The 26,523-nt window shown below is 66.3% G+C and carries 26 protein-coding genes and 1 pseudogene; 17 read left to right on the forward strand and 10 right to left on the reverse strand.

The features are described 5' to 3' along the window. Positions 1 to 19: 19 nt before the first annotated feature. The 4 genes and pseudogenes from tnpC to ACCQ13_RS07800 all read right to left on the reverse strand — a co-directional run. Entirely contained in the window at positions 20 to 1,588 is a 1,569-nt protein-coding gene (tnpC, locus tag ACCQ13_RS07785; protein ID WP_506185132.1) for an IS66 family transposase, read from the reverse strand. A 20-nt stretch (positions 1,589 to 1,608) separates the two neighbouring features. Beyond that, positions 1,609 to 1,950, reverse strand: a complete 342-nt coding sequence (gene tnpB / locus ACCQ13_RS07790; protein WP_274392093.1) for an IS66 family insertion sequence element accessory protein TnpB — start codon at positions 1,948 to 1,950, stop codon at positions 1,609 to 1,611. Further along, complete coding sequence (gene tnpA / locus ACCQ13_RS07795; protein WP_146090301.1) at positions 1,944 to 2,234, reverse strand: IS66 family insertion sequence element accessory protein TnpA; 291 nt, start codon at positions 2,232 to 2,234, stop codon at positions 1,944 to 1,946. The genes tnpB and tnpA overlap by 7 nt, the downstream gene beginning before the upstream one ends. Positions 2,235 to 2,313: 79 nt before the next feature. Beyond that, positions 2,314 to 2,750, reverse strand: a pseudogene (locus ACCQ13_RS07800) (transposase); the annotation flags it as partial. A 473-nt stretch (positions 2,751 to 3,223) separates the two neighbouring features. On the opposite strand from ACCQ13_RS07800, the gene ACCQ13_RS07805 reads away from it, so the two are divergent. From ACCQ13_RS07805 to ACCQ13_RS07820, 4 genes are all read left to right on the forward strand, one after another. Further along, positions 3,224 to 3,724, forward strand: coding sequence for a TspO/MBR family protein (locus ACCQ13_RS07805; protein WP_372372377.1), 501 nt, complete (start codon positions 3,224 to 3,226; stop codon positions 3,722 to 3,724). Between the two features lie 275 nt (positions 3,725 to 3,999). Further along, on the forward strand, positions 4,000 to 4,194 hold the full coding sequence (locus ACCQ13_RS07810) for a hypothetical protein (RefSeq protein WP_372372446.1): 195 nt from the start codon (positions 4,000 to 4,002) through the stop codon (positions 4,192 to 4,194). Positions 4,195 to 4,285: 91 nt separating this feature from the next. Beyond that, a complete protein-coding gene (thrA, locus tag ACCQ13_RS07815; RefSeq protein ID WP_104604170.1) occupies positions 4,286 to 6,793 on the forward strand; it encodes a bifunctional aspartate kinase/homoserine dehydrogenase I in 2,508 nt (835 codons plus the stop codon). Between the two features lie 26 nt (positions 6,794 to 6,819). Continuing rightward, positions 6,820 to 7,785 carry a homoserine kinase gene (locus ACCQ13_RS07820; RefSeq protein WP_372372410.1) on the forward strand — a complete coding sequence of 322 codons (966 nt, stop codon included), beginning with the start codon at positions 6,820 to 6,822 and terminating at the stop codon, positions 7,783 to 7,785. Between the two features lie 62 nt (positions 7,786 to 7,847). Here the strand turns inward: ACCQ13_RS07820 and ACCQ13_RS07825 are convergent, their stop codons facing one another. Further along, positions 7,848 to 8,162, reverse strand: coding sequence for an EthD family reductase (locus ACCQ13_RS07825; protein WP_372372378.1), 315 nt, complete (start codon positions 8,160 to 8,162; stop codon positions 7,848 to 7,850). Positions 8,163 to 8,314: 152 nt separating this feature from the next. On the opposite strand from ACCQ13_RS07825, the gene thrC reads away from it, so the two are divergent. Together thrC and ACCQ13_RS07835 are read left to right on the forward strand one after the other, a co-directional pair. Beyond that, entirely contained in the window at positions 8,315 to 9,625 is a 1,311-nt protein-coding gene (gene thrC / locus ACCQ13_RS07830; RefSeq protein WP_372372379.1) for a threonine synthase, read from the forward strand. Between the two features lie 101 nt (positions 9,626 to 9,726). Then, positions 9,727 to 10,467, forward strand: a complete 741-nt coding sequence (locus ACCQ13_RS07835) for a murein L,D-transpeptidase catalytic domain family protein (RefSeq protein ID WP_104604167.1) — start codon at positions 9,727 to 9,729, stop codon at positions 10,465 to 10,467. A gap of 164 nt (positions 10,468 to 10,631) precedes the next feature. Here the strand turns inward: ACCQ13_RS07835 and ACCQ13_RS07840 are convergent, their stop codons facing one another. Further along, positions 10,632 to 11,255, reverse strand: a complete 624-nt coding sequence (locus ACCQ13_RS07840; RefSeq protein WP_372372411.1) for a helix-turn-helix domain-containing protein — start codon at positions 11,253 to 11,255, stop codon at positions 10,632 to 10,634. A 249-nt stretch (positions 11,256 to 11,504) separates the two neighbouring features. On the opposite strand from ACCQ13_RS07840, the gene hisS reads away from it, so the two are divergent. The 11 genes from hisS (at position 11,505) to ACCQ13_RS07895 (ending at position 22,865) form a co-directional block, all read left to right on the forward strand. After that, on the forward strand, positions 11,505 to 12,917 hold the full coding sequence (gene hisS / locus ACCQ13_RS07845) for a histidine--tRNA ligase (protein WP_372372380.1): 1,413 nt from the start codon (positions 11,505 to 11,507) through the stop codon (positions 12,915 to 12,917). Positions 12,918 to 13,666: 749 nt separating this feature from the next. Next, the gene (locus ACCQ13_RS07850; protein WP_104604164.1) at positions 13,667 to 14,005 is read left to right on the forward strand and encodes a YerC/YecD family TrpR-related protein; all 339 of its coding nucleotides are present in this window, start codon (positions 13,667 to 13,669) and stop codon (positions 14,003 to 14,005) included. Beyond that, positions 14,002 to 14,916: an ATP phosphoribosyltransferase gene (hisG, locus tag ACCQ13_RS07855; RefSeq protein WP_104604163.1), complete on the forward strand. Its 915-nt coding sequence runs from the start codon at positions 14,002 to 14,004 to the stop codon at positions 14,914 to 14,916. The genes ACCQ13_RS07850 and hisG overlap by 4 nt, the downstream gene beginning before the upstream one ends. Further along, complete coding sequence (gene hisD, locus ACCQ13_RS07860) at positions 14,913 to 16,208, forward strand: histidinol dehydrogenase (RefSeq protein ID WP_372372381.1); 1,296 nt, start codon at positions 14,913 to 14,915, stop codon at positions 16,206 to 16,208. The genes hisG and hisD overlap by 4 nt, the downstream gene beginning before the upstream one ends. Continuing rightward, a complete protein-coding gene (gene hisC / locus ACCQ13_RS07865) occupies positions 16,205 to 17,296 on the forward strand; it encodes a histidinol-phosphate transaminase (protein ID WP_104604161.1) in 1,092 nt (363 codons plus the stop codon). The genes hisD and hisC overlap by 4 nt, the downstream gene beginning before the upstream one ends. Beyond that, positions 17,293 to 18,420, forward strand: a complete 1,128-nt coding sequence (gene hisB / locus ACCQ13_RS07870) for a bifunctional histidinol-phosphatase/imidazoleglycerol-phosphate dehydratase HisB (RefSeq protein ID WP_104604160.1) — start codon at positions 17,293 to 17,295, stop codon at positions 18,418 to 18,420. The genes hisC and hisB overlap by 4 nt, the downstream gene beginning before the upstream one ends. Next, positions 18,417 to 19,019, forward strand: a complete 603-nt coding sequence (gene hisH, locus ACCQ13_RS07875) for an imidazole glycerol phosphate synthase subunit HisH (protein ID WP_104604159.1) — start codon at positions 18,417 to 18,419, stop codon at positions 19,017 to 19,019. The genes hisB and hisH overlap by 4 nt, the downstream gene beginning before the upstream one ends. After that, positions 19,016 to 19,750, forward strand: coding sequence for a 1-(5-phosphoribosyl)-5-[(5-phosphoribosylamino)methylideneamino]imidazole-4-carboxamide isomerase (gene hisA / locus ACCQ13_RS07880; RefSeq protein WP_104604158.1), 735 nt, complete (start codon positions 19,016 to 19,018; stop codon positions 19,748 to 19,750). Before hisH ends, hisA begins: the two co-directional genes overlap by 4 nt. After that, positions 19,744 to 20,520, forward strand: coding sequence for an imidazole glycerol phosphate synthase subunit HisF (gene hisF / locus ACCQ13_RS07885; protein WP_104604157.1), 777 nt, complete (start codon positions 19,744 to 19,746; stop codon positions 20,518 to 20,520). Before hisA ends, hisF begins: the two co-directional genes overlap by 7 nt. Further along, positions 20,510 to 21,130 carry a bifunctional phosphoribosyl-AMP cyclohydrolase/phosphoribosyl-ATP diphosphatase HisIE gene (gene hisIE, locus ACCQ13_RS07890; RefSeq protein ID WP_104604156.1) on the forward strand — a complete coding sequence of 207 codons (621 nt, stop codon included), beginning with the start codon at positions 20,510 to 20,512 and terminating at the stop codon, positions 21,128 to 21,130. Before hisF ends, hisIE begins: the two co-directional genes overlap by 11 nt. Before the next feature lie 148 nt (positions 21,131 to 21,278). Further along, the gene (locus ACCQ13_RS07895) at positions 21,279 to 22,865 is read left to right on the forward strand and encodes a calcineurin-like phosphoesterase C-terminal domain-containing protein (RefSeq protein WP_104604155.1); all 1,587 of its coding nucleotides are present in this window, start codon (positions 21,279 to 21,281) and stop codon (positions 22,863 to 22,865) included. Positions 22,866 to 23,052: 187 nt separating this feature from the next. On the opposite strand, the gene ACCQ13_RS07900 is transcribed toward ACCQ13_RS07895, so the two are convergent. The 4 genes from ACCQ13_RS07900 to ACCQ13_RS07915 form a co-directional block, all read right to left on the reverse strand. After that, on the reverse strand, positions 23,053 to 24,144 hold the full coding sequence (locus tag ACCQ13_RS07900) for a C13 family peptidase (protein ID WP_104604154.1): 1,092 nt from the start codon (positions 24,142 to 24,144) through the stop codon (positions 23,053 to 23,055). 83 nt (positions 24,145 to 24,227) lie between these two features. Then, positions 24,228 to 24,926: an acireductone synthase gene (gene mtnC, locus ACCQ13_RS07905; RefSeq protein ID WP_104604153.1), complete on the reverse strand. Its 699-nt coding sequence runs from the start codon at positions 24,924 to 24,926 to the stop codon at positions 24,228 to 24,230. 2 nt (positions 24,927 to 24,928) lie between these two features. Continuing rightward, entirely contained in the window at positions 24,929 to 25,495 is a 567-nt protein-coding gene (locus ACCQ13_RS07910) for a 1,2-dihydroxy-3-keto-5-methylthiopentene dioxygenase (RefSeq protein ID WP_372372382.1), read from the reverse strand. A 40-nt stretch (positions 25,496 to 25,535) separates the two neighbouring features. Beyond that, on the reverse strand, positions 25,536 to 26,189 hold the full coding sequence (locus tag ACCQ13_RS07915) for a methylthioribulose 1-phosphate dehydratase (RefSeq protein WP_104604151.1): 654 nt from the start codon (positions 26,187 to 26,189) through the stop codon (positions 25,536 to 25,538). Positions 26,190 to 26,523 lie beyond the last annotated feature (334 nt).

Genomic DNA, 26,523 nt, shown 5'->3' on the forward strand with positions numbered 1-26,523 from the left:
CCTCACCTACCCCGAAGCCTCACTCCGTGCGCAACGGCAGCAATTGATCGATGTCCCGATCCAGGGTCGTCGGCAGCCGTGCCAGGGTGTCATGTAGCCAGGCATGCGGTTGGATACCGTTGGCCTTGGCGGTGGCCAGCAGACTCATGATCGCCGCCGCGCGCCTGCCCGCCTGCGCTGAGCCGGCAAACAGCCAATTCTTGCGTCCCAGCGCCACCGGACGAATCGCGTTTTCGATCAGGTTGTTGTCGATCGGGTAACGTCCGTCCTGGACATAACGCGTCAGCGCGTCCCATCGCTTGAGCGTATAGGCCAGTGCACGCGCGGTGCCGCTGTTGCCCATCACCGTCTGCTGCAACTCCAACAACCAGCAGTTCAGCCGCGACAGCACCGGCACGGCGTGTTCTTGTCGGTAAGCCAGACGCTCATCGGGCGTCAGCGCGCTGGCCGCCGCTTCGATGGTGTAAAGCACGCCGATGCGCGCGATCGCTTCAGCCGCAATCGCGCTGCCGCTGGCCGCATGCTGCTCATGCCACTTGCGCCGGGCGTGGGCCCAACACCCCAGCTCAGTGACACCCTGCGCAAAGCTGGCTTTATAGCCGCTGTAGTCGTCCACCATCAGTGCGCCGCGCCACTTCCCAAGGAAATCGCGTGCGTGCTGGCCGCTGCGGCTGGTCTGGAACTGGAATACCACCATCGGTGGATCGGCGCCCGGGTGGTGGGCGGTGGCATACGCAAACAGATACGCACGCTTGGAGGAGCCTGCTGTTGGATCCAGCAGCTGCACCGGGGTTTCATCGGCATGCAGCACCGATTGCTGCTGCATCCGCACCGCCAGGCGGTCGGCCAACGGTTGCAGCGCCACGCCGATGGCGCCGATCCACTCGGCCATCGTGCTACGCGACAAGGCAACGCCGCTGCGTGCATAAATGGCTTCCTGCCGATACAGCGGCAAGTGATCGACATACTTTGCGACAGCGACCTGGGCCAGCAGGCTGGCATCGGCCTGGCCGCGCTCGATGATCGCCGCCGCCACCGGCTCGGCGACGATCAGCTCACAGCGGCGGCAGGAATACTGCGGGTACACATCGCGCTTGACGTAGAACTCCAGCGGCTTGCAGGCCAGACGCTCGCTGACATGCTCGCCGATGGCCACCAGCGCGCTGTTGCACTGCGGACAGTTGCAGTTGGCCGGCTCATGCCGGGTTTCTACACGCTCAAGATGCTCGGGTAACGGCTTGCGCCCGGCGTTTGCTGCACGCCGACGCTTCTGGGTCACCGCTGCGGTCTCGCCCTCGGCCTGGAGCGCGGCCAACTGCGCTTCCACCGCGGCGATATCGGCGGCCATGGTGTCTTCGAACAGCTGGCGCTGGTCCGGGTCCATGCGCTCGGTCTTGGCCGAGAATTGCAGCCGGCGCAGGCGGGCGATCTCGGCGGTGAGCGCGGCGATCTGCGCATCGCGCAGGGTGATGGTGCGTTCGCGCGTATCGATCAACGCCTGTTGACGTTCAATGGTGGTGTGCGCGGTCGCCAGCAAGGCGCGCAGCGCCTTGGGATCATCAATGGTATCGAGAGCGGACAGGTCCATGTCCGCCACGATGCCATGGGTTACAGCTGACGCACACCTGCCATTGGTGCAATGGACAAACGCTGCCAGTCCACGCCCACGCACAACCAGGCCCATTGCTCAGCGCTCAAGGTCCACGCGGTATCGCCCACACGCGGCCAGATGAAGTGTCCCTGATGCAGCCGGCGCGCGCACAGCCAGACACCATGACGATCAACGCACAGCACCTTGAGGCGGCTACGCGCGCGATTGACGACGACGTAGGCCTCGCCCTCGGCCACGGGGCGATCCAGCACTGACTGCATCTGCAGCAACAGCCGATCCATGCCACAGCGCAGATCCACCGGGGCGGTGACAAGATGCCACGCCGACACGCTCAGCACGCACCAAGCTCGCGCAGCAGACGCGCAAGCCAGCTCGGATCGCCGGCCGCCACGCTGAGGCTGATGCCACCGGCGAGACGGATCTCCACGCTGGTCGTGGGGACGGCGGGGGTGATGTGCAGCGGTAGCGTGGCTGGAAGTGCTGCAGACGCTGCAAGTTTGCCGCGCCAGTAGGTGAAGCTGCTCAACGAGACGCCGTGCTCGCGGCACCACGCCGATGGCATGGCGCCGCTGGCGGACCAGGCAGCAATGCGGTGGGACCAATCATCGTGCTTTGAAGACATCAGGGAGATCCGTTGGGAAGAGCGCGATATCCCAACGGGCTGCTGGCTGCTTGTATAGGTGAGGTTGGCGGACGCTTACTTCCTGTCGGAGTCTGAGATAGATCATTCCGACGCCATAGCGCTTGTGGCGATGCGCCAGTTCCACGATGCGCTCGCGTAGCGCGACGTTGCGATCTTCGCGCGGGCAGTAGCGCAGCGCGCTGGCGCTCATCCCGATCGCAGCCAAAGCCCGGCGCTCGCTGGCGCCGCCGCCGATCCACTCACGCACCAGCGCACGACGCGCCGGTGCGCTCACCACTTTTTTCGCAGCGCATCCTTGATCAGATCGTTCTCAAACAGCTGCTCGGCCAGCAACTTCTTCAGCCGCGCATTCTCAGCTTCAAGGTCCTTGAGCCGCTTGGCATCGGGCACGCTCATTCCGCCAAACTTGCTGCGCCACAGGTAGTAGGAGGCCTCGCTGAAGCCGTGGCGTCGGCACAGGTCCTTGATCGCCACGCCGCTTTCGGCTTCGCGCATTTCGGCTTCGCGCAGAAAGCCGATGACCTGCTCGTCAGTAAAACGTTTCTTCACGTCCAATCTCCTCGGGGTAGGGAATTGGACTCCAAACTGGGGCGCTACTCAAAATCGGGGGGGCGTCGCTACAGCCCCGAACTCAAAGACCAGCTCGTCCGGCGGATGATGCCCCAGGTGATTGTCAACATAGTTGTCTACTATCTCATGCTGCGAACTTCATTTCTCAGCAGAGCTGCCGCCTCCGCCAGTACTTGATCCTCGCGCAAAAGCTCATTGCGTTGGGATCAATCAGATCCGTTGGGAGGAACGCGATATCCCAACGGGCGGCTGGCGGCGGATATAGGTGAGGTACCGGACGCTGCCCTACGTCAGCATCCATGCCCTGAGCCATGACTCAGCCCCGCTGATCCGCGTAGTCACGGCTTACACAGATGCTCTGACAACCTGAAGCACGCAAATAACACGTCAAAACGATCATGACGCAAGCTGTTTCACGAAAACTGCAATGGTTTGGCCTTCTTGGATGGCTGGTGCTGTGCTACGCCGTGGCCGGGCTTGGCGCAATGGCATCGATCCAGGCAGCCAGCTTCTATGCCGAGTTGCTGCGGCCGGCCTGGGCGCCGCCGGGATGGTTGTTCGGGCCGGTGTGGACGGTGTTATACGGGATGATGGCGGTGTCAGCGTGGTTGGTGTGGCGCCGTGCAGGGGGCGGCGAAGCGCGAGTGGCGTTGATACTCTTCTTAGCGCAGCTGGCACTGAACGGGCTGTGGAGCTGGTTTTTCTTCGCGTGGCATCTGGGAGGGTGGGCTTTCGCGGACATCGCGGCGCTGTGGCTTGTGCTGGCGGCCACCATCAGGGTGTTTGCGAAGAGGCAAACTCTGGCGTCGTGGTTGTTGGTGCCGTATCTGGCATGGGTGAGCTTCGCGGCTGCGCTCAACTTTTCGGTTTGGCAACTCAATCCTCAGGTGTTCGGTTGATCGGGTTGCCGACCTGCGCGCGCGCCGATCTGCGTGGCGACGGCGATGCGTTGTTGCCAGATACGAAGTCACATCAGTAGCGAGCGATGCATTGCGCAAGGCGATCCCGTCAGCTGAGTCACATTCGTCGCGCCGTACGAATGCGTGGGGGAGCATCGAAATCTGCGCGCGGCGGCTCATCGAGATGACTCCAAAAGTTTCCATGGCAATCAATTGCTTGCGTGCGCCCGACTTAAATCCCTGAGCGGCAAGGTTTTCTGTTGCCGACGCCAAGCATGCATGCTGGCTCATTCACGCAGGGCTTGACAGAGCTCGCCCCGGTGATGTCTTTTGCATACATGGTCAATGCCTTTCCCACCGCTATGCTTCTCTGCCAGCCGCTGTTGCGGGCAGGCGCAGGCGTGGCCGGCATTACCACCATCATTACCACCGTCACCATTCGCCCGGTGCGGTCCGTCGTCTTCGCGTAATTTCCGAAAACAACGGCCCCGCACCCGGATCAGGATGCGGGGGCTTCCCTCTCACCTGATACGGACGGGGCCTCCCTAACGAGGTCTGTCGATGTCATCGCCTGTTGTTTCGCTCGATCCTGCCGCCGTCGTGGCGCCCTCCCTCCGCACCGTGGTGCACAAGTTCGGCGGCACGTCGGTGGCCGATGCCGAACGCTATCGGCATGTGGCGCAGCTGTTGCTTGCCCGCGATGAGCCGGTGCAGGTCACCGTGGTCTCGGCAATGAAGGGCGTGACCGATGCCTTGATCGCACTGGCCGAACTGGCTGCGCAGAATCGCGCCGAATGGCGCGAGCGCTGGCACGAAACCCGTGCGCGCCATCGCGGTGCGGCAGTGGCGTTGCTCGGCGAGCACTCCGGGCCAACGGTGGAGTGGCTGGACGAACGCTTCGAGCATCTGGCGCAGATCCTTGGCGCGCTGGCGGTGATCGGCGAGTTGCCGCGCGAAGTGCTGGACCGCGTGCAAGGCCTGGGCGAGGTGTATTCGGCCCAGTTGCTGGGCGACCACTTCCGCGCGATCGGCGAAGACTGCGCGGTGCTGGATGCCCGCGATGTGCTGGTGGTCAACCGCGGCGAACTGGGCGTGGATGTGGATTGGGATGTCAGTGCGCAGCGGCTGGCCACTTGGCGCCAGGCGCATCCGCAGACGCGCGTGGTGGTCACCGGTTTCGTGGCGCGCGACCGTGCCGACCGCATCACCACGCTGGGGCGCAACGGCAGCGATTACTCCGGTGCGATCTTTGCGGCGCTGTTCAATGCCGAAGAGCTGCATATCTGGACCGACGTGGATGGCGTGCTATCGGCCGACCCGCGTGTGGTGCCCGAAGCGGTGCAACTGGAAACGCTGAGCTATGACGAAGCCTGCGAGCTGGCGTACTTCGGCGCGAAGGTGGTGCATCCGCAGACGATGTCGCCGGCGATCGAGCGCGGGCTGCCGATCATCATCCGCAACACTTTCCAGCCCGAGCATCCGGGCACGCGCATCACGGCCAGCAGCGCGGTGAGCGGGCCGATCAAGGGCCTGACCCTGAGCCCGGATCTGGCGGTGCTGAATCTGGAAGGCACTGGCCTGATCGGTGTGCCTGGCACGGCCGAGCGGGTGTTTGCGGCGCTGCGCACGGCGCAGGTGTCGGTGGTGATGATCTCGCAGGGCTCGTCGGAGCATTCGATCTGTTGCGTGGTCAAGCAGCACGAATCGGAGCGCGCGCGCAGCACCTTGTTGCAGGCCTTTGCGCATGAGCTTGCCGTGGGCCAGGTGCAGCGCGTGCAGCTGACCACGGGCATCAGCGTGCTGGCGGCAGTGGGCGACGGCATGGCCGGTCAGCCGGGCGTGGCGGCGCGCCTGTTCGAATCGCTGGGGCGCGCGCAGGTGAATATCCTGGCGATTGCGCAAGGCTCGTCCGAACGCAATATCTCGGTGGCGATCGATGCGGCGCATGCGACCAAGGCCTTGCGAGCGGCGCATGCCGGCTTCTGGCTGTCGCCACAGACGTTCTCGGTGGGCGTGATTGGCCCGGGCAATGTGGGCGCGGCGTTGCTGGACCAGTTACGCATTGCGCAGCCGCAATTGCTGGGCAAGGCCAACCTGGACCTGCGCCTGCGCGCGGTGGTCTCGCGCGGGCGCATGTTGCTGGACGAGCGCGGCCTGGTTGGCGATTGGCGCGATGCGTTCGCCGCGGCCGCCACGCCGACCGATCTGGAACGGTTCACCACGCATCTGTTGTCGGCGCACCTGCCGCATACGGTCATCATCGATTGCAGCGGCAGTGCCGAAGTGGCCGACCGCTACGCCGGCTGGCTGGCCGCCGGCATCCATGTGGTGACGCCGAACAAACAGGCAGGTTCCGGCCCGCTGCAACGCTACGAAGCCATTCGTGCCGCCGCCGATGCCAGTGGTGCGCGCTTCCGCTACGAAGCCACCGTGGGCGCTGGCCTGCCGGTGATTACCACGCTGCGCGATCTGGTTGATACCGGCGATGCGGTGACCTCGATCGAGGGCATTTTCTCCGGCACGCTGGCGTGGCTGTTCAACAAGTACGACGGCAGCGTGCCGTTCGCCGAACTGGTGACCCAGGCACGTGGCATGGGTTATACCGAGCCGGACCCGCGCGACGATCTGTCCGGTGTGGACGTCGCGCGCAAGCTGGTGATCCTGGCGCGCGAAGCAGGCCGCGCCATCAGCCTGGAAGACGTGCAGGTGGAAAGCCTGGTGCCGGAAGCACTGCGCCAGGCCAGCGTGGACGACTTCATGGCGCGGCTGTCGGAAGTGGATGCGGTGTTCGCGCAGCGCCTTCACGATGCGCGTGCACGCGGCAACGTGCTGCGCTACGTGGCGCAGCTGCCGCCAGACCGCGCGCCCAGCGTGGGCCTGGTGGAGCTGCCGGCCGATCACGCCTTTGCCAATCTGCGCCTCACCGACAACGTGGTGCAGTTCACCACGCGCCGCTACTGCGAAAACCCGCTGGTGGTGCAAGGCCCGGGCGCCGGCCCGGAAGTGACTGCGGCTGGGGTGTTCGCCGATCTGCTGCGCGTGGCGGCGGGCGAGGGGGCGCGGTTGTGAGTCACTCCGCTGTCAGCCAGTCACCGTTGTTCCAGACGGGTGAGGCAGGGCGCATCACTTCCACTGGGGTGCTGCAGCAAGCGCGCGCGTTCGCGCCGGCCTCGGTGGCCAACGTGGCCGTGGGCTTCGATCTGCTCGGTTACCCGGTCCAGGGCGTTGGCGACACCGTGACCGTGCGGCGTATCGACGAACCGCTGGTGCGCATCGCCGCCATTCGCGGCACTACCGTTGCGCTGCCGCTGGATGCCGAGCGCAATACCGCAGGTGCGGCATTGCTGTCGCTGCGCGCGGCGTTACAGTTGCCTTACGGTTTCGAGGTGGAGATCGACAAGGGCATCGCGCTGAGTTCGGGCATGGGCGGGTCGGCTGCCTCATGCGTGGCTGCGCTGGTGGCCGCCAATGCGCTGCTGGAAACCCTGCTCAGCAATGCGCAGCTCTACCAGTACGCACTCGATGGCGAAGCGGTGGCCAGCGGTAGCCGGCATGGCGACAACCTGGGTCCGCTGTTTTTAGGCGGCCTGGTGCTATGCACGCTGGAGCGGCTGGTGCCGATCGCGGTGCCGGCTGCGTGGCATAGCCTGCTGGTGCATCCGGAGGCGGCGCTGGAAACCCGGCGCGCGCGCGAGGCATTGGCGGGTGCGTATCAGTTGCGCGAGTTCGTCGCACAGAGCACCAACCTGGCGCTGGTGCTGGCCGGTTGCCACGCCGGCGATGCCGATCTGGTGCGTGCCGGCCTGCGTGATGTGCTGGTCGAACCACGGCGTGCGCCCCTGATCGGCGGCTTTGCGGAAGCCAAGCAGGCCGCGCTCGACCAGGGCGCGTTGGGTGCCAGCATTTCCGGTGCCGGCCCCAGCGTGTTCGCATGGTTTGAAACGCGCGATGCGGCGCAGGCAGCGGCGCCGGCGGTGCAGGCCGGGTTTGCCGCAGCGGGATTCGACAGCCAGTGCTGGGTGTCGCCTATCGCAAGTCCGGCAACGCGGTTGATCGGATGACGCGGCACCCACACCCAGCGGGTGCACCGCGTGCCGCAGACCCGCGGCACGCGGCGCACGCGTCACTCCACCACCACCTCGCTGAACTGCATGAACGGGGTCAGATCGGTGTAGTTGGCCACGTCGGCAAGAATCTCCTGCGCATGCGGGCCGAAGCTTGCATTGAAGGTCTCCACCGAGTCGCAAAAGATGTGGCACATACCGATGAAGGGTGGGCTGCTGCCGGGCTGGCCGCCGGGCAGGCCCTTGTCCACGGTGTAGCGCAGGCAGGCCGTACCCATGCGGGCGCTCACCAGCGGCATGTGCCGGTCGCGGTAATCGCTGTGGTCGAAACGGGCGCCTTTGCGGTTGGGGTACATCACGCTCACCTTAATCATCTGCCGGCTCGACGGAACGGTGCGCGCAGCATAGCGCCGCACTGTCCGGTGCGAGTGACCGCACCGACACGCGTGTGCAGGACCGTCGCGCCGCGCAACCGCTCACCGATTGCATTGCCGGGCCATGCCCGGTCTTCTTCTTGTCTGGAGTCATGCTGATGTTCATTTCCACCCGTGGCGCTGCGCCCGCCGCAAGCCTGAGCCAGGCCATCGCCGCCGGATTGGCGCCCGATGGTGGGCTGTACGTGCCGCAGACGTTGCCACCGGCGCGTGCCCTGGCAGCTGGCGCCGATCTGGCCGCCACCGCCACCACGCTGATGCAGCCGTTTTTTGCGGGTGATGCGTTGGCCGATGCGTTGCCGGCCATCTGCGCCGAAGCCCTCGATTTCCCGGCGCCGCTGGTGCCGCTGGCCACGCCCGGCGACTACGCGCTGGAGCTGTTTCACGGGCCGACCGCTGCGTTCAAGGATTTCGGTGCGCGTTTTCTGGCCGCCTGCCTGACCCGCCTGCGCCGTGCCCAAGACCGCCCGCTCACCATCCTGGTCGCCACCTCCGGCGATACCGGTGCGGCGGTGGCCGCCGCCTTCCATCGCCAGCCCGGGCTGCGCGTGGTGGTGCTGTATCCGGATGGCCGCGTCTCGCCCCGGCAGGCGCATCAGCTGGGCTGCTTCGGCGACAACATCCAGGCCCTGCGCGTGGCCGGTTCGTTCGACGACTGCCAGGCGATGGTCAAGCAGGCGCTCAACGATGCGTCGCTGCAGGCGCAGGTGCCGCTGAGTTCGGCCAACAGCATCAGCCTGGGGCGGCTGCTGCCGCAGATGAGCTACTACGCGCATGCGGCCCTGCAGCATCATGCGGCCTCCGGCGGCGTGCTGAACCTGGTGGTGCCTACCGGTAACCTGGGCAACGGGCTGGCGGCGATCATTGCGCGCGCGCTCGGGGTACCGCTGGGTCGCATCGCGTTGGCCTCCAATGCCAACCACGTGTTGCCGGACTACTTTGCCGGCGACGACTACGCACCGCAGCCCAGCGTGGCGACGCTGGCCAATGCCATGGACGTGGGCGCGCCGAGCAATTTCGAACGCCTGCGCTGGTTGTACCAGGGCGACGACGCGGCGCTGCGCGGAGCCTTCCGCGCCCTGTCGGTGGACGATACGGCAATCAGTCACACCATCGGGCAGCGCCATGCGCGCTATGGCGAGGTGCACTGCCCGCACACGGCCACCGCGGTGCATGTGCTGGAACAACTGCGCGCAGAAGGGCCTGAGGGCGTGGCCGGCGACTGGGCGGTGGCCGCCACCGCGCACCCGGCCAAGTTCGAAGGGGTGGTGGAGCCGTTGATCGGCGCGCCGGTGGCCGTTCCGCCTGCGCTGGCGGCGCTGTTGCAGCGTACGGCACATGCCGAGGCGCTGGCGCCGGAGTACGCCGTGCTGCGGCAGCGGCTGCTTGCCGACGCCGGCTGACCGAACGCGTTCAGCCGCCCGGGGTTGGAAAGTGGCGCGCTTGGGGCAATCCTAGACCGGTGCGGCCCCGGCGTGGCGCTGCGTTCGATGTGGGTTGCTGCATGTCTTATCGAGTGATCGCCGTTGCCGTCGCCCTCTGCGGGTGGGCAACGGCCGGAGCGGCCCTGGCGGCCGATGCCATGGCCGCGTCCCCGGTGTCGCCGCTGGGCATGCCGCGTGCGGGACTGATCGATGCGCTGGCGCGCCAGGCCCCGGCGCTGGATCGCCAGGTGCTGGCGCTGGCGACCGAGGCCTTGCAATGCGCGCGGCAGCGGCAGCAGGTGGGCGATGAGCGCGTGCTCAGCGTGATCGACTACAGCCGGCCGTCCACCGAGCGCCGGCTATGGGTGTTCGATCTGGCGCGTCAGCGCTTGCTCTTCAAGGAGTGGGTGGCGCACGGGCGCAATACCGGCGAAAACCTGGCCGCGACCTTTTCCAACACCGAGGGCAGCTTCCAGTCCAGCCTGGGCGCCTTCACCGCGCAGGAGTCCTATACCGGCCAGAACGGCTATTCGCTGCGGCTCAAGGGCCTGGAGCCGGGCTTCAACGACCATGCGCGCGACCGCGCCATCGTCATCCACGGCGCGCCCTACGTGAGCGAGGCCATCATCCGCAGCCAGGGTCGGCTGGGCCGCAGCCTGGGCTGCCCGGCGGTGCGTCCGGCGGTGGCCAAACAACTGATCGACACCTTGCGCGATGGTGCGTTTGTGTTCGCCTACTACCCGGATCGCGCATGGCTGCGGCAGTCGCAGTTATTGCATGGCGGCTGCGGCGCGGCGGTGGCAGCGGTCGGGGGACGTTGACGCGCGTGGTTGCGGCGTGACGCGGTTGCCCGCGTTGTCGCATCGGCAGGTGTGTGGGGTCAGGCTGATGGGCGAGGCGCTGTTCGGCGCACGTGTGGACCACCATCGCCCGCTGTCGTCCACCGCACCTTTCGGGCGGCAGCGGGGTGCGGCCCGACCGGATTTCAGTCCGTTTCGCCGGCCAGGCTGCGCAATGCGGCGTAGTCGAGGAGTTGTACCAAGTGCAGCTGCGGCAGCGCGATCAGCTGCTGCTGCCTGAGCTTGGTGAAGGTGCGGCTCACCGTTTCCATGGTCAGGCCGAGATGGTCGGCAATGTCGCCGCGGCTCATCGGCAGCGCCACGGTGTCGCCACTGTTGCCGGGCTGGGTGGAGCGCGCAGCCAGCCGCAGCAGGAAATGCGCCAGCCGCTCGCTGGGCTGCAGGCGCGCCAGCAGCAGGCCGGTGTCCTGGGCGGCGGCCAGCTCCATGCTGGCGCGCTGCAGCAGCTTGCGTTCCAGATGCGGGTAGCGCTCGCGCAGCTGGCGCATCTGCGCCATCGGCGTGCGGCACACGCGGGTTTCGACGATGGCTTCGATATCGTGCCGGTGCTGCGGGGTCTCGGTCAGCCCCACGTAGTCGCCGGGCAGCACGAAACCGGTGATCTGGCGGCGCCCGTCGGCCAGCGTGCGCACCAGCCGCAAGGCGCCGGAGGTGACGGTATAGACGTGGTGGTGTGGCTCGCCGGCCCGGACCAGGGTGCTGCCGGGCGCATGCACCGAGCCGCTGGTGGCCTGGTCGAGCGCATCCATTTCCAGCGGCGACAGCGCGGCGCAGATCGCCCGGCCACGGACCGCGCACAGCGCGCAATCGGAATTGCGCGCGTCCACGCCAGCTGCCGCGCTGGGCGCAGGGCAGGTCACGCTGGGGTCTGGAAGCTGCCGGTACATGAGCCACGCACTGCCTGGAACGCGCCCGCATGATACGCCATGCGGTCAGCACGGCCGCCCAGCCGGTAGAATTGCCGGCTCGCCCCCCGTCGTCCTGCAGGAGTTTCGCTCGTGATCAAGCCCCGTACGCCGCCCGGCATCATGGAATTGCTGCCACGCGAGCAGATCGCGTTCCAGCGCATGCTGGACGTCATCCGCCGCAACTACGAGCGGTTCGGGTTCCTGCCGGTCGAAACCCCGGTGTTCGAGCTGTCCGATGTGCTGCTGACCAAGTCCGGCGGCGAGACCGAGCGCCAGGTGTATTTCGTGCAGTCCACCGGTGCGTTGGCCAATGCGGCGGCGGCCACCGATGAAGGCGCAGAAACTGGCGGGCTGCCCGAGCTGGCACTGCGCTTCGACCTCACTGTGCCGCTGGCGCGTTATGTTGCCGAGCACGAGCACGACTTGAGCTTCCCGTTCCGTCGTTACCAGATGCAGCGCGTCTACCGCGGCGAGCGAGCGCAGCGTGGGCGGTTTCGCGAGTTCTATCAGTGCGACATCGACGTGATCGGCAAGGATGCGTTGAGCATCCGCTACGACGCCGAAGTGCTGGCGGTGATCCACGCGGTGTTTGCCGAGCTGGGCATCGGCGACTTCAAGGTACAGATGAACAACCGCAAGCTGCTGCGCGGCTTCTTCGAAAGCCTGGGCGTGGCCGAGGGCGAACTGCAGCTGGCAGTGCTGCGCGAGGTCGACAAGATCGACAAGCGTGGCCCCGATTACGTGCGCGACACGCTGATGGGCGAGGGTTTCGGCATCGCTGCCGAGCAGGTCGCCAGGATCCTGGACTTCGTGGCGGTGCGCTCGAACGGGCATGCCGATGCGCTGGCGCAGTTGCAGGCGCTTGAGGCGTCGGTGGGTGCGAGTGCGACGCTGGGCGAGGGCATTGCCGAGCTGCGCGAGGTGCTGGAGCTGGTCAAGGCGCTGGGCGTGCCGGAAACGGCGTACTGCTTGAATTTCTCGATCGCGCGCGGGCTGGACTACTACACCGGTACCGTCTACGAGACCACGCTCACCGATCACCCGCAGATCGGCTCGATCTGCTCGGGCGGCCGTTACGAAAACCTGGCCAGCCACTACACCAAGTCGAAGCTGCCCGGCGTCGGCATCTCGATCGGCCTGACCCGGCTGTTCTGGCAGCTGCGCGAGGCCGGCCTGATCCAGGGCATCGCCGAGAGCAGCGTGCAGGCGATGGTGGCGCTGATGGACGAAGCGCGCCTGGACGATGCGCTGGATATCGCGCGCCGCCTGCGGATCGGTGGCATCAATACCGAAGTGCAGATGGAGCCGAAGAAGATCGGCAAGCAGTTCCAGTACGCCGCGCGTGCCGGCATCCGCTTCGTGGTGCTGGCCGGCGACGACGAGCTGGCACGCGGCGTGGTGGCGGTGAAGGACCTGGTGCGCGAACAGCAGTTCGAGGTAGCGCGCGAGGAGCTGGCCAGCACGCTGCTGGTGGAGCTGGAGCAGGCCAAGGTGATGCCGTAAGGCGGAGCTGCGCGTCGCTGGTTTTTCGACTGGCCGGGCACGGAATCGGCGTTTGAAGCGGTGTGTGGTAGCGCGCGAGGTCCTTCCCCCATCCGCCCTTCGGGCACCTTCCCCCGCAGGCGGGGGAAGGGCAGCACGTGTTCTTCGAGCCCGATACGCCTTGCTTCGCTCCCTTCTCCCGTTGACGGGAGAAGGTGGCGCGCAGCGCCGGATGAGGGGGCTTTGCAGCTTCCCAGCGGCTCAGCTGCAAGGTTGGGTGTAGCGCTTCACCCAGGCTTCGTTGCCGGTTTGTGATTGGCGGGGCACGCGATTTGTACTTGAGGAGGGCGGCGCCGGACGGGGTCCTGCCCCCATCCACCCTTCGGGCACCTCCCCCCGCAGGCGGGGGAAGGGTAACGGCTGTCTTCCGAGTTCCACAGATGCCTTGCTTCGCTCCCTTCTCCCATTGACGGGAGAAGGGAGAAGGGAGCGCGCAGCGCCGGATGAGGGGGCTTTGCAGCTTCCCAGCGGCTCAGCTGCAAGGTTGGGTGTAGCGCTTCACCCAGGCTTCGTTGCCGGTTTGTGATTGGCGGGGCACGCGATTTGCACTTGAGGAGGGCGGCGCTGCACGAGGTCCTGCCCCCATCCGCCCCTCGGTCACCTCCGGGGGGGGCAAGGCAGCCGTTCCGAACTGTTCTGAAGTCGCCACCAGGCAGGTGACAGGTCACGCTATTTGCGCTAATGTACTAGCACGCTATTACATTAACGCAATGAAACAACGCCCAGCCCCCCGCGAATCCACCGATGTTGCCGCTTCGCTGCAGATGCTGGCCGATGCCTTGGCCTGCCTGAAAGAGCCCGGCGCGGTCGAGGCATTCCTGCGTGATCTGTGCACGCCTGCCGAGCTGGAGGCCATGGCCGACCGTTGGCGGGTGGTGCCACTGCTCATCAAGGGCGTGCCGTACCGCGAAATCCACGAGCTGACCCAGGTCAGCGTGACCACCATCGGGCGCGTTGCGCGCACCCTGGACCATGGCGCCGGTGGGTACGCCGCCGCCCTGCGCGAGCAAGCCGCAGGCCCTGTCCAATCCATCGAGAGAACAAGATGAGTGCTTCCACGGCAGCGCCGGCACGTGACCGGCTGCGTATTGCCATCCAGAAAAACGGCCGCCTGGCCGAGCCAGCGCGCAGCCTGCTGGCCGCCTGCGGGCTGAGCTGGCGGCAGAGCCGCGACAAGTTGTTCTGCTATGGCGAATCGCTACCGGTGGATCTGTTGCTGGTGCGCGATGACGACATTCCCGGCCTGATCGCCGATGGCGTTTGCGACTTGGGGATCGTGGGCCAGAACGAGCTGGACGAGCAGGCATCGGCGCGTCGTCGCGCTGGCTTGCCGGCCGCGTACTACGCCGTGCGCGGAGTCGGTTTCGGCCAGTGCCGGCTGATGCTGGCAGTGCCGGAAGAGTGGGACTGGCAGGGCATGGCGCAGTTGGCGGGCAAGCGCATCGCCACCAGCTACCCGGCGATCCTGGCCGACTGGCTGGAGCGGCAAGGGATCGATGCGGCGGTGGTGGAGCTGTCCGGTTCGGTGGAGATCGCACCGCGGCTGGGTACCGCGGACCTCATCTGCGATCTGGTCTCCAGCGGCGCCACCCTGGCGGCCAACCAGCTCAAGCCGGTGGAGCTGGTGATGGAAAGCGAAGCTGTGCTGGCCGGCGCGGTGCGCGAGCCGGCCGATGCACGCGCGGCGTTGCTGGCAATGCTGCTGCGGCGCATGGATGGCGTGCTCAAGCTGCGCGACAGCAAGCTGCTGATGTTCCGCGCGGAGCAGACCCATGTGGAAGCGCTGCGCCGCCTGCTACCCGATGCCGAGCCATTGGTGCAGCTACCCGACGACGGCAACGGCGCGCTGCGCTTGCAGACCATGTGCCATGGCGCGGTGACCTGGCAACGCTTGGAAGAACTCGAACGCGCAGGTGCGCAAGGCTTGATGGTGTTGACGGTGGAGCGCTCGCTGGCATGAATATTCTCGATTGGTCCCGACTCGATAACGGTGCGCGCGCCGCTGCGCTGACGCGTCCGGCGCAGACCGTGGCCACCCAGACCCGCGATGCGGTGGCGGCATTGATCGACGATGTGCGCACACGTGGCGATGCGGCGCTGCGCGCGATCACCGCGCGCTTCGATGGCGTGTCACTGGACAGCTTCGTGGTCACCGATGCCGAATTTGCTGCGGCCGATGCGGCCGTGGCACCGGAGCTGCGCCAGGCCATGCGGGACGCCGTCGCGCGCATCGAGACCTTTCATCGCGCCGGCATGAGCGAAGGCTACGCGGTGGAAACCGCACCCGGTGTGGTCTGCGAAAAAATCGTGCGGCCGATCGGCCTGGTGGGCCTGTATGTGCCGGCCGGTAGCGCCCCGTTGCCGTCGACTGCGCTGATGCTCGGCGTGCCGGCGCGCCTGGCCGGTTGCCGCGAGGTCGTGCTATGCACGCCGCCACGCAAGGATGGCAGCGTGGACCCGGCGGTGCTGGTGGCCGCGCAGCTCACCGGCGTGCGCCGTGTGTTCAAGCTCGGTGGCGCGCAGGCGATTGCCGCGATGGCCTATGGCACCGAATCGGTGCCGAGCTGCGACAAGTTGTTCGGGCCGGGCAATAGCTATGTCACCGAAGCCAAGCAGCAGGTGGCGCAGTCGGGTGCGGCGGCGATCGACATGCCGGCCGGTCCGTCGGAGGTGCTGGTGATTGCCGATGCCGGTGCGCAACCGGCGTTCGTGGCCGCCGACCTTTTATCGCAGGCAGAACACGGCCCGGATTCGCAGGTGTTGCTGCTGTCCGACAGCGATACCCTGATCGCGGCGGTGCAGGTGGAACTGGACACGCAGTTGGCGCAGCTGTCGCGTGCGGAGATCGCCCGCCAGGCGCTGGCACAGTCGCGGCTGATCAAGGTGCAGTCGCTGGACGAGGCGTTTGCCATCAGCAACCGCTATGCACCGGAACATCTGATTCTCGCGCTGCGCGAGCCGCGTGCATGGCTGGCCCAGGTCGAAGCGGCCGGCTCGGTGTTCTTGGGCGACTACACACCCGAGGCACTGGGCGATTATTGCAGCGGTACCAACCACGTCCTGCCGACCAGCGGTGCGGCGCGGGCGTATAGCGGGGTGAGCGTGGCCAGCTTCCAAAACATGCTGAGCGTGCAGGCGGCCAGCAAGGCCGGTATCGAAGGCATCGGCGAATGTGCCTTGATCCTGGCGCGTGCCGAAGGCCTGGATGCGCATGCCAATGCGGTGGCGGTGCGAATGGGAGTGGCCGCATGAGTACGTCGTCGATCCTGGATCTGGTACGCGAAGATCTGCGTGCGTTCGCCGGCTATTCGTCGGCGCGCACCAGCGCCTTGCAGGGCGATGTCTGGCTCAACGCCAACGAGTCGGCCTGGGGCAATCCTGCCGACCCGCAAGGCAGCACGCGCCGCTATCCCGATCCGCAACCCGGCGCGCTGCGCAACGCCTTGGCGGCGCTGTATGGCTGCGCGCCGGAACAGTTGTTGATCGGCCGTGGCAGCGACGAAGCGATCGATCTGCTGGTGCGTAGCCTGTGCGTGCCCGAGCGCGATGCGGTGGTGGTCACCCCGCCGGTGTTCGGCATGTATGCGGTGTGCGCGCGGCTGCAGAACGCGCCACTGGTCGAGGTGCCACTGGTCGATGGCAGCGACGGTTTCCATGCCGATCTTCCGGCCATCGTGGAAGCCGCGCTGGCGGCAAAGGCCAAACTGGTGTTCCTGTGTTCGCCGTCCAACCCGGCCGGTTCGGCGATCACACTGCAGGAGGTGGAAACCGCCTTGCAGGCGCTGCAAGGCAAGGCGTTGGTAGTGGTCGATGAAGCCTATGGCGAATTTTCCGATGTGCCATCGGCGGTTAGCCTGCTGGAGCGCTACGACAACCTGGCCGTGCTGCGCACCTTGTCCAAGGCACACGCGCTGGCGGCCGCGCGCATCGGCAGCCTGATTGCCAATGCGCAATTGATCGCGCTGCTGCGCCGCTGCCAGGCGCCGTACCCGGTGCCTACGCCGTGCGCGGCGATGGCAGTGCAGGCGCTATCCGCGCCGGCACTGGAGGTGACCCGCCGGCACATTGCCGAAGTGCGCAGCGAGCGCGAGCGCGTTCGTCTCGCCCTTGCGCGACTGCCTGGCGTGCGCCGGGTCTATGCATCGCAGGGCAATTTCCTGCTGGTGCGCTTCGACGACGCAGAAGCCGCCTTCCAGGCGCTGCTGGAGGCCGGGGTGGTGGTGCGCGACCAACGCGCGGTGCCGCGCCTGTCCGATGCGTTGCGCATCACCCTGGGCACCGTCGAACAGAACGAGCGTGTGCTCGGTGCGCTGCGGCGCACGCAGGAGGCTGCGGCATGACCCCGATTCTTTTTGTCGACCGCGATGGCACGCTGATCACCGAGCCGGCCGATTACCAGATCGACGCGTATGAAAAGCTGCGCTTCGTCGACAACGTCATCCCGGCGATGCTCAAGCTGCGCGATGCCGGCTACCAGTTCGTCATCGTCAGCAACCAGGATGGGCTGGGCAGCGAGAGCTATCCGCGGGCTGCGTTCGATGGCCCCAATCACCTGATGCTGCAGATCTTCGCCAGCCAGGGCATCGAGTTCCGCGAAGTGCTGATCGACTGCAGCTGGCCGGCCGATAATGCGCCCACGCGCAAGCCGGGCGTCGGCCTGATGGTGCCGTACCTGCAGGACCGCAACATCGACTGGGCGCGCTCGGCAATGGTGGGCGACCGTCTCACCGACATCCAGTTCGCGCAGAACCTCAACATCCGCGGTTTCCAGCTGCGGACCGACGAATTCGGTGGCGAGTGGGACTGGCCCGGCATCGCGCACGAGCTGGTCGATGCGCCGCGTCGTGCGGTGGTCCAGCGCAACACCAAGGAAACCAGGATTCGCGTCGAGCTGGACCTGGATCGCGTGGCCGAGCCGCAGACCGCCACCGGCCTGCCGTTCTTCGACCACATGCTGGAACAGATCGGCAAGCACGGAGGGTTTGCGCTGGACATTCGTGCCGATGGTGATCTGCATATCGATGAGCACCACACCATCGAAGACACCGGCCTGGCGCTGGGTCAGGCGCTGCGAGAGGCGCTGGGCAATAAGCGCGGCATCGGCCGGTATGGCTTCGATCCGTCGGAAAGCCCATGGCTGGCCGCAGGCGAGGGCGCGCAGCATGGGTTCACGCTGCCGATGGACGAAACCATCGCCAGTGCCGCACTGGATTTCAGTGGCCGGCCGTACTTCGTATTCGAAGGCGACTTCAAGCGCGAGCGCGTAGGCGACATGCCCACCGAACTGGTGCCGCATTTCTTTCGCTCGATCTGCGATGCGTCCGGATTGAACCTGCATCTGAGCGTGCGTGGCGACAACGACCACCACAAGGTGGAAGCCTGCTTCAAGGCGCTGGCGCGTGCGCTGCGCCAGGCGATCCGCCGCGAAGGCACCGCCTTGCCGTCCACCAAGGGCGCGCTATGACCGCCGTTGCGCTGATCGATGCCGGTGGCGCCAATCTGGGCTCGGTGCGTTATGCGCTGGAGCGGCTGGGCGTGGACGCACGGGTGGTGCGCGATGCAGCGGGGTTGCAGGGCGCGCAGCGGGTGATCCTGCCGGGCGTCGGTGCGGCGCCGGAGGCAATGTCGCGCCTGCGTGCGCAAGGCTTGGTCGAACCATTGCAGCAGCTGCAGGTGCCCTTGATCGGCATTTGCCTGGGCATGCAGTTGTTGTTCGAACACTCCGAAGAAGGCGATGTCGACTGCCTCGGGCTGCTGCCGGGCATCGTGCGCCACATGACGCCGGCGCTGGGTATCCGCGTGCCGCACATGGGTTGGAACCAGCTGCTGCCGCTGCGCGCGTCCGCGCTGCTGGCCGGCCTGCCGGAGCGCGCCAGTGCGTATTTCGTGCATGGCTACGCGGCACCGGTGACCGCCGATACCGTGGCCGCCTGCGATCACGGCGGTCTGTTCACCGCCGTGGTGCACCAGGGGCTGCGCTGCGGCGCGCAGTTCCACCCCGAGCGTTCGGCAGACACCGGCGCACGCATTCTGCGCAATTTTCTCGAGATGAGCTTTCCATGAGTTTTACTGTCTACCCCGCGCTGGATATCCGCGATGGTCGCGTGGTGCGTCTGCTGCAGGGCGATTACGCCCGCGAAACCCGCTACGGCGACGATGTACTGCCGCGTGCGCAGGCCTTCGCCGATGCCGGCGCGCAGTGGATGCATCTGGTCGATCTGGATGCGGCCAAGGCCGGCGGCTACACGCTGGCCACGCTGCTCGGCGAGATCACCCGGCAGACCGGCTTGCAGGTACAGACCGGCGGTGGCGTGCGGTCGCGCGACGATGTGGCGCGCATCCTCGATGCCGGCGCTGCGCGCGTGGTGATTGGCTCATTGGCGGTGCGCGAGGCCGACACCGTGATCGGCTGGCTGCAGGAATTTGGCGCCGAGCGGCTGACCATTGCGCTGGACACGCGCCAGGATGCTGCCGGTGCATGGCAATTGCCGGTGCATGGCTGGACCGAGGCGGCGGAGGCCACCCTGGATCAACTGGCGGTGCGTTACGCGCAGGCCGGCCTGCAGCACCTGCTGTGCACCGACATCGCGCGCGACGGCATGTTGTCCGGGCCGAACATGGCGTTGTACGCGCATCTGCGTGCGCTTGCGCCGCAGTTGCAGGTGCAGGTCTCCGGCGGCGCGCGCGATCTTGCCGATGTGGCGGCGGCCAAGGCCTCCGGCTGCGCCGGCATCGTGCTGGGCAAGGCTTTGCTGGAAGGCCAGCTGAATCTCAGCGAGGCAGTGGCATGCTGAGCCGGCGCATCATTCCGTGCCTGGACGTGCGCAATGGCCGCGTGGTCAAGGGCGTCAAGTTCCGTGACCACATCGACATGGGCGACATCGTCGAACTGGCGCTGCGTTACCGCGCGCAGGGCGCCGATGAGCTGGTGTTCTACGACATTGGTGCCAGTCCGGAAGGGCGTTCGGTCGATTACACCTGGGTGGAGCGGGTGGCGCGGTTGATCGATATCCCGTTCTGTGTGGCCGGCGGCATTCGTGATGTCGACACCGCGCGTGCGGTGCTGCATGCCGGTGCCGACAAGATTTCCATCAACTCCCCGGCGCTGGGCCGCCCGCAACTGATCTGCGAACTGGCCGATGCCTTCGGCGTGCAGTGCGTGGTGGTCGGCATCGATTCCATTCGCGAAGAAGACGGCCAGTGGCGGGTACGCCGCTATACCGGCGACCCCAGCAAGACTCAGGCGCTGCCGATGCGCACGCTGGACTGGGTGGCCGAAGCGCAACGCCTGGGCGCAGGCGAGATCGTGCTCAACTGCATGGACAATGATGGCGTGCGGCGCGGTTACGACATCGCGCAGCTGCGTCAGGTGCGTGCACTGTGCCAGGTGCCGTTGATCGCCTCCGGCGGCGCCGGTCAGATGCAGCACTTTGCCGATGTCTTCGACCAGGCCGACGTGGATGGCGCGCTGGCCGCCAGCGTGTTCCATAGCGGCGCGATTCCGATTCCGGAACTCAAGCAGTTCCTGCGCGCGCAACAGATCGAGGTACGTGATGGGCAGTGACACCGTGACAACCGACAACGCGCTGCAAGCGCTGGACTGGAGCAAGGGCGAGGGCCTGTTGCCTGTCATCGTGCAGGACGCCGACAACCTGCGCGTGTTGATGCTGGGCTATATGAATGCCGAAGCGCTGGCTGTCACGCAGCAGCGCGGCGAGGTCACCTTCTTCAGCCGCAGCAAGCAGCGGCTGTGGACCAAGGGCGAGAGCTCGGGCAACGTGTTGCGCGTGGTGTCCATCCAGGCCGATTGCGATGCCGACACGCTGCTGGTGTTGGCGCGCCCGCACGGACCCACCTGCCATCTGGGTCGCACCAGCTGTTTCCCGACCGCGCCTGGCCAGTTCCTGGGCAGCCTGGATGCGCTGATCGCCACGCGCGCGCAGGAGCGCCCGCAGGGCAGTTACACCACTAAATTGTTCGAGCAGGGCATCCACCGTATCGCGCAGAAGGTGGGCGAGGAGGGCGTGGAAACCGCGCTGGCCGGCGTGGTGCAGGACGATGCCGAGTTGCTCGGCGAGTCGGCCGATCTGCTGTACCACTTGATCGTGTTGCTGCATGCGCGCGGTCTGGCCTTGGGCGATGCGGTGGCGCTGCTGGAATCGCGACACACATAAGACCTCGCTGCACCGCACCCGTAGGAGCGCGCCCGAGCGCGATGGGGCGTTACCGGTAACACCCCATCGCGCTCAGGCGCGCTCCTACGTGAAACGGTAATCCGGTCCAGCCCCGCTACAATCGCCGCTGGTCATCGCTGGAACATCCATGCCGCTTCGTCTCGCCCTTCTGGCCGTTGGCCTGCTCGCAGGCACTGCGCACGCGCGCGATGCCGTCGTCGATGGCGTGGTGTTCGAAGAGCGCGACGGCAGGCCGGGGCGCAGCCATGACGAGCCTGGTCTTGCCGGTGTGATCGTCTCCAACGGGCAGCAACTCGTGCGCACCGATGCGCAAGGCCGCTATCGCTTGCCGGTACGCGAGGGCCAGACGGTCTTCGTCGTCAAGCCGGGCGATCGCCGCTTCGTGCCAGCTGCCGATGGCTTGCCCGGGTTCTGGCGTCACTACGCGCCCGCCGGCACGGCCAAGCACAAGTACGCCGGCATTCCCGCGACAGGTAAAAACACGCACCACTGGGATTTCGCGCTCTCCCCGCGGCAGGACAGTGGCGCCGAAGGCTTCCAGATGTTGATTTTCGCCGATAGCCAGACCGCCACGCTCACCGATGTCGACTACTACCGTCGCGATATCGTGGCGCCCATCGTCGGCAAGGTGTCGGCACGGTTGGGTACCACGTTGGGCGATATCGTCAATGACGATCTGAGCCTGTACCCGGCCTTGAACGCGGTGACCACCCAGCTCGGCGTGCCCTGGTTCCATGTGCCGGGCAACCACGATCTCAACCTGGATGCTGGCGACGATCTGCACTCGCTGGACACCTGGCGCGCGGTCTACGGCCCGGACACCTACGCGGTGGAAGAAGCCAACGCCAGTTTCGTGTTCCTGGACGATGTGGTCTACACGCCGGGCGCCAGGCCGGCGTACGTCGGTGGCCTGCGCGAAGACCAGTTCGTCTTCCTGCAGGCTTATCTGGCGCAACTGCCGCGCGAGCGCTTGGTGGTGTTGGGCATGCACATTCCGCTCTTCGATGCGGCACCGGGGCAGGAAACCTTCCGCCATGCCGATCGCCGGCGCTTGTTCGCGCTGCTCAAGGATTTTCCGCATGTGCTGGTGTTGAGTGGGCACAGCCATACCCAGCAACACGTGCAGCATGGCGCCGCCGAGGGCTGGATGGGCGCGCGTGCGCTGCACGAGTACAACGTGGGCGCTGCCTGCGGTGCGTTCTGGTCGGGCATGAAGGATGCCGACGGCATTCCCGACACGACGATGAGCGACGGCACGCCCAATGGCTACGCCGTACTGAAGGTGGCACCGGCTGGCGACTACACGCTGGATTATCACGCAGCGCGGGCAGCCGATGATGCGCAACTGTCCTTGCATGCGCCAAAGGTGTTGCGACAGGGCGCATACCCGGCCTGGGGCATCTACGCCAATGTGTTCATGGGCCAGGACGACACTGCGGTGGAGATGCGCATCGATGACGGCGGATGGCAACCGATGCAGCGGCTGGAGCGCGCAGACCCAGGCGTGTTGGCCGAGAACATGCGCGACGATGCCGCCGACGCGTTGCGCGGCTACGACCGTTCTCCCGAGGCCACGCCGTCCACCCATCTGTGGCGCGGTGCATTGCCGACCAAGCTGGCGGTGGGCGAGCACACCGTCGAGGTCCGCGCGAGCCTGCCGACCGGCCAGTACACGGCGCGTACCGTGTACCGCCTGCAGCGCGCTGAACCCTGAGCGCGGCTGGCATCATGACGTGATGCTTGAAACACAAACGCCTCCACGAAGGAGGCGTTTTGAGGATCCGGGCTGGCAGGCGACGGCGCGCTGGCGGGATCGGTGCTGGCTGGCTTGATGCTGGCTGGCCGGGTGAGTGTAGCGAGGCGGCGCAGGCGTTGACGAAATGAGAATTAGTCTCAGTCTGTCACGGCGTGCGCGTGGCCGGTGAGTGGGCGTCGGGTGCTGCCGTCTCCGGGGCTGCTGTCTTGTCGTTGGTGCTTTCGGCAGCGGGGGCCGGGTTGCTGCTGTCCTGCGGATCGGCATCGGCCGCGCGCGCGACCGGCGGATAGGGATACGCAACCGCCGGCCCCGGCGTCAGCCCCGCCCGCCAGCGGGCAATCACTGGCGCGATGCGCTTGCCGAGTGACTGCTGCGGCAGCGAGGGCAGTTCGCCGTCCTGTTTTTCGCGCGCAGTGATCGCGGCCTTGGCCATGGTGAAGGCGGCCAGTGGATCGTCGGTCTGGTTCATCGCATCGATCAACCAGGCTTGGCCGAAGTAGGTGGCGTTGGAGGTGTTGCCGCAGCCGAACGAGGGGCGGTCGGCGCGCGCGGCGGTCAGGATCAGCGTGTCCGGCGAGCGCAAAGCAGGGATGAAGCCGCCGGAATAGCAGGCCGACAGCACGATGATGCGGTGGCCGATCCCGGCATCGTCCAGCGCGGTGCGTAGATCCTGCGGGCTGATGAAATCTTCTTCGTTCTCGTCCACCTGCACATACAAGCTGTGGTCTTCGGTGCCATGCGTGGTGACGAACAGCAATAGCGCGTCTTCCTTGCGGTCCATGCGCTTGCCGATGGCGGCGAGCGTGTCGTGGAGATTGTCGTAGGTGGCCAGCGGCGCGTACGGCTGCTCGCCCAGGTTGTCGGGGTTGTTGACCAGGGTGACCACACGGCCGCGCGTATCGAAGCGTTGCTCGAACAACTGCTTGAGGTAGAGCGTCTCGTTGCGGAACACATCGTCACTGGCATCGCCAGCAAACCCGACCACGTACAGATCGGTCACGCCGGGGCGCTGCGGTTGCAACGCCGACAGCGCCTTGGCCAGTGCGGCCTGGTCGATCAGGTCTACTTCGGCTGCTTGTTTCCCTGCCGGCGCCGGCAAGGCGGCGCCGGCATCGGGGTGGCACCCGGCCGGCAGGGCGACCATGGCCAGCAGCAACAATGCCCGGCGGATTGCGGCAGCTGCGGGTAGACCGGTGGGTAGCGAAGGGAACAACGCCGATGCCTCACGAATGCCCATGGAGGCTGTGCTTGAACAATGCGCTCCGAAGGACGCCCGGCTGCCGTGCGGGCAGCCGGATGTGCTCAATCACCCGCCTGGTTTCAGAACACCAGCTGGGAAAAACTTTCCACGCGCTGGTGGCTGCCGATATCGTCCGCAGAACGCGGCGTGGGGTAGTCCTCGCGGCGATCCAGCAGGGCGGTACGCATGCCGGTGCGCTTGGCCGCATCCAGTTCCTCGATCACGTCGGACAGGAATAGGATCTGCGCGGCGGGTACGCCGATGCGTTCGGCGATGCGGCGATAGCTGGCGCTCTCGCGCTTGGGGCCGACTTCGGTATCGAACCAGTCGCTGACCAGCCCGCTCAGGTCGCCGGCATCGCTATGGGCAAAGAACAGCTTCTGTGCCGGCACCGAGCCGGAGGAATACACAGACAGCGGGATGCCCTGCGCATGCCAGGCCTGCAGCTGGATCGCCGCATCGGCATAGATGTGCGCGGTGAAGTCGGCGGTCTTGTAGCCGTCGCCCCAGATCAGGCCTTGCAGGGCCTTGAGCGCGGTGTGCTTGCGGTCCTCGTCGATCCAGGTCTGCAGCGTGGTAATCAGGACTTCGTCCGGTACGTCCTCGCCGATCTCGTCGGCCACCTGGTTGAGCCAGTGGCGCACCTGCGGATGATTGCCGTGTTCGCGCACATAGGCGGGCATGGCACGGCGTGCATACGGAAACAGCACGTCCTTGACGAACGAGATGCTACTGGTCGTACCTTCGATATCGGTGAGGATCGCTTGCGGTCGTGTCATCGTCAGCTGGCCTTGTGCGGTTTCTCGGGGGCGTAGCGGGGGAATTGTGTGGCGATTTGGGTGCCGGTGAAGTGGCCGACCCAGCCGTCCGGCTCGGTGAAGAAGCGGATCGCCACGAAGTGTGGCTCCGGTCCCATGTCGAACCAGTGCAGGGTTCCGTCAGGCACGGCAATCAGGTCGTCCTTGACGCACTCGATCTCGTAGACCTTGTCCTGTACATGCAGGGTGAACAGGCCCGAGCCGGCGACGAAAAACCGTACCTCGTCTTCCTTGTGGAAATGCTCGTCGAGGAATTTGGCGCGCATTTCCTCGCGCTTGGGATTGTCCGGCGCGATGCTCACCACATCCACGGTCTTGAAGCCGCGCTCGGCGCTGATGCGGGCGATGTCGGCGCGATAGGCATCCATGACCTGCTCGGGCGTGGCGCCGGGTTCGACCGGCTGGCTGGCGTGCCAGCGCTCGAAGGTCACGCCGATCTTCTTCAGCTCGGTGGCGATGGCGTCGCCGTCGCGGCTGTCGAAGTCCGGCGTGGCGGGGTTGGTGTCGGCGAAGATACGCAGTCGGCTCATGGCGGTCTGGCTCACGAAGGGGGACGGGCAGAACTTGAACTTAGCGCGGGCCGCGCAGTTTCAGCAGTTCGAGTTCGCAATGCAGCAGGAATTCGAACGCCTCCAGATGACGGCGTGCCTCGGCCATGTTGCGGCCCCAGGCATACAGGCCGTGTCCTTCGATGAGATACCCCCACAGGCTCTGTTTGTCCAGCAAGGCCTCCACCTGCGCCGCGAGCACCTGCATGTCCTGGGTGTTGGCGAACACCGGCACGTCCACTGCAGTGTCGTGGGTGATATTGCCATCGAAGGCCTTGAGCAATTCGTAGCCTTCCAGACGAATCACACCGGCGTCGGCATACAGGCGGGAAGCAATCGTCTGCACCGGCGAGTGGGTATGCAGCACGCAGCCGATCTCCGGAAACCGGCGATACAACTGGGTATGCAACAGAGTTTCCGCAGACGGGCGCAACGGGCGGCCGACGGGCTGGCCATCGAAATCCACCACCATGATGTCTTCTTCGACCAGCCGGCCCTTGTCGCGGCCGGAAACCGTGATCGCGGCGTGCTGCTCGTCCAGGCGATGGGAGAAATTGCTGCTGGTGGCTGGCGTCCAGCCAGCCTGGGCCAGCTCGCGGATGTTGCCGATCAGCAACTGCGCCAACTCGTGCAGACGCGCGGCGCTATAGGGCAGGGGGGCAGTGGTCGCATTCATGGACCTATTCTACTGCCCTGCCGGATTACGGTCAGGTGCAGCGCAGCAGGGTGTGTTGCAGCCACGCCCGGACTTGGAGCGTCCGACGGGATGAAGGGCTTGCGCGTCTGGCAGTGAGGGCAGTGGTTTGGTCAGCCACCTCTGGGCGGATGCAGTTGGAAGCCCAAATCAAACGCTGAGTCGGTCGGGGGCTCGGTGCCCTCACCGCTCGCGGGACACGCCGTGAACCCGTCCCTGGGGGCTCGATGGCGGCATCCATGCCGCCAACGGTCCCGCAATCGGCGAGGACACCGAGCCAGACTGTTGGTCGGTTGCTTGCTGAAAAGCAGGTTCG

Source organism: Xanthomonas sp. NCPPB 1638, from assembly GCF_041475635.2.
In the GTDB taxonomy this organism is placed as follows: domain Bacteria; phylum Pseudomonadota; class Gammaproteobacteria; order Xanthomonadales; family Xanthomonadaceae; genus Xanthomonas; species Xanthomonas cucurbitae.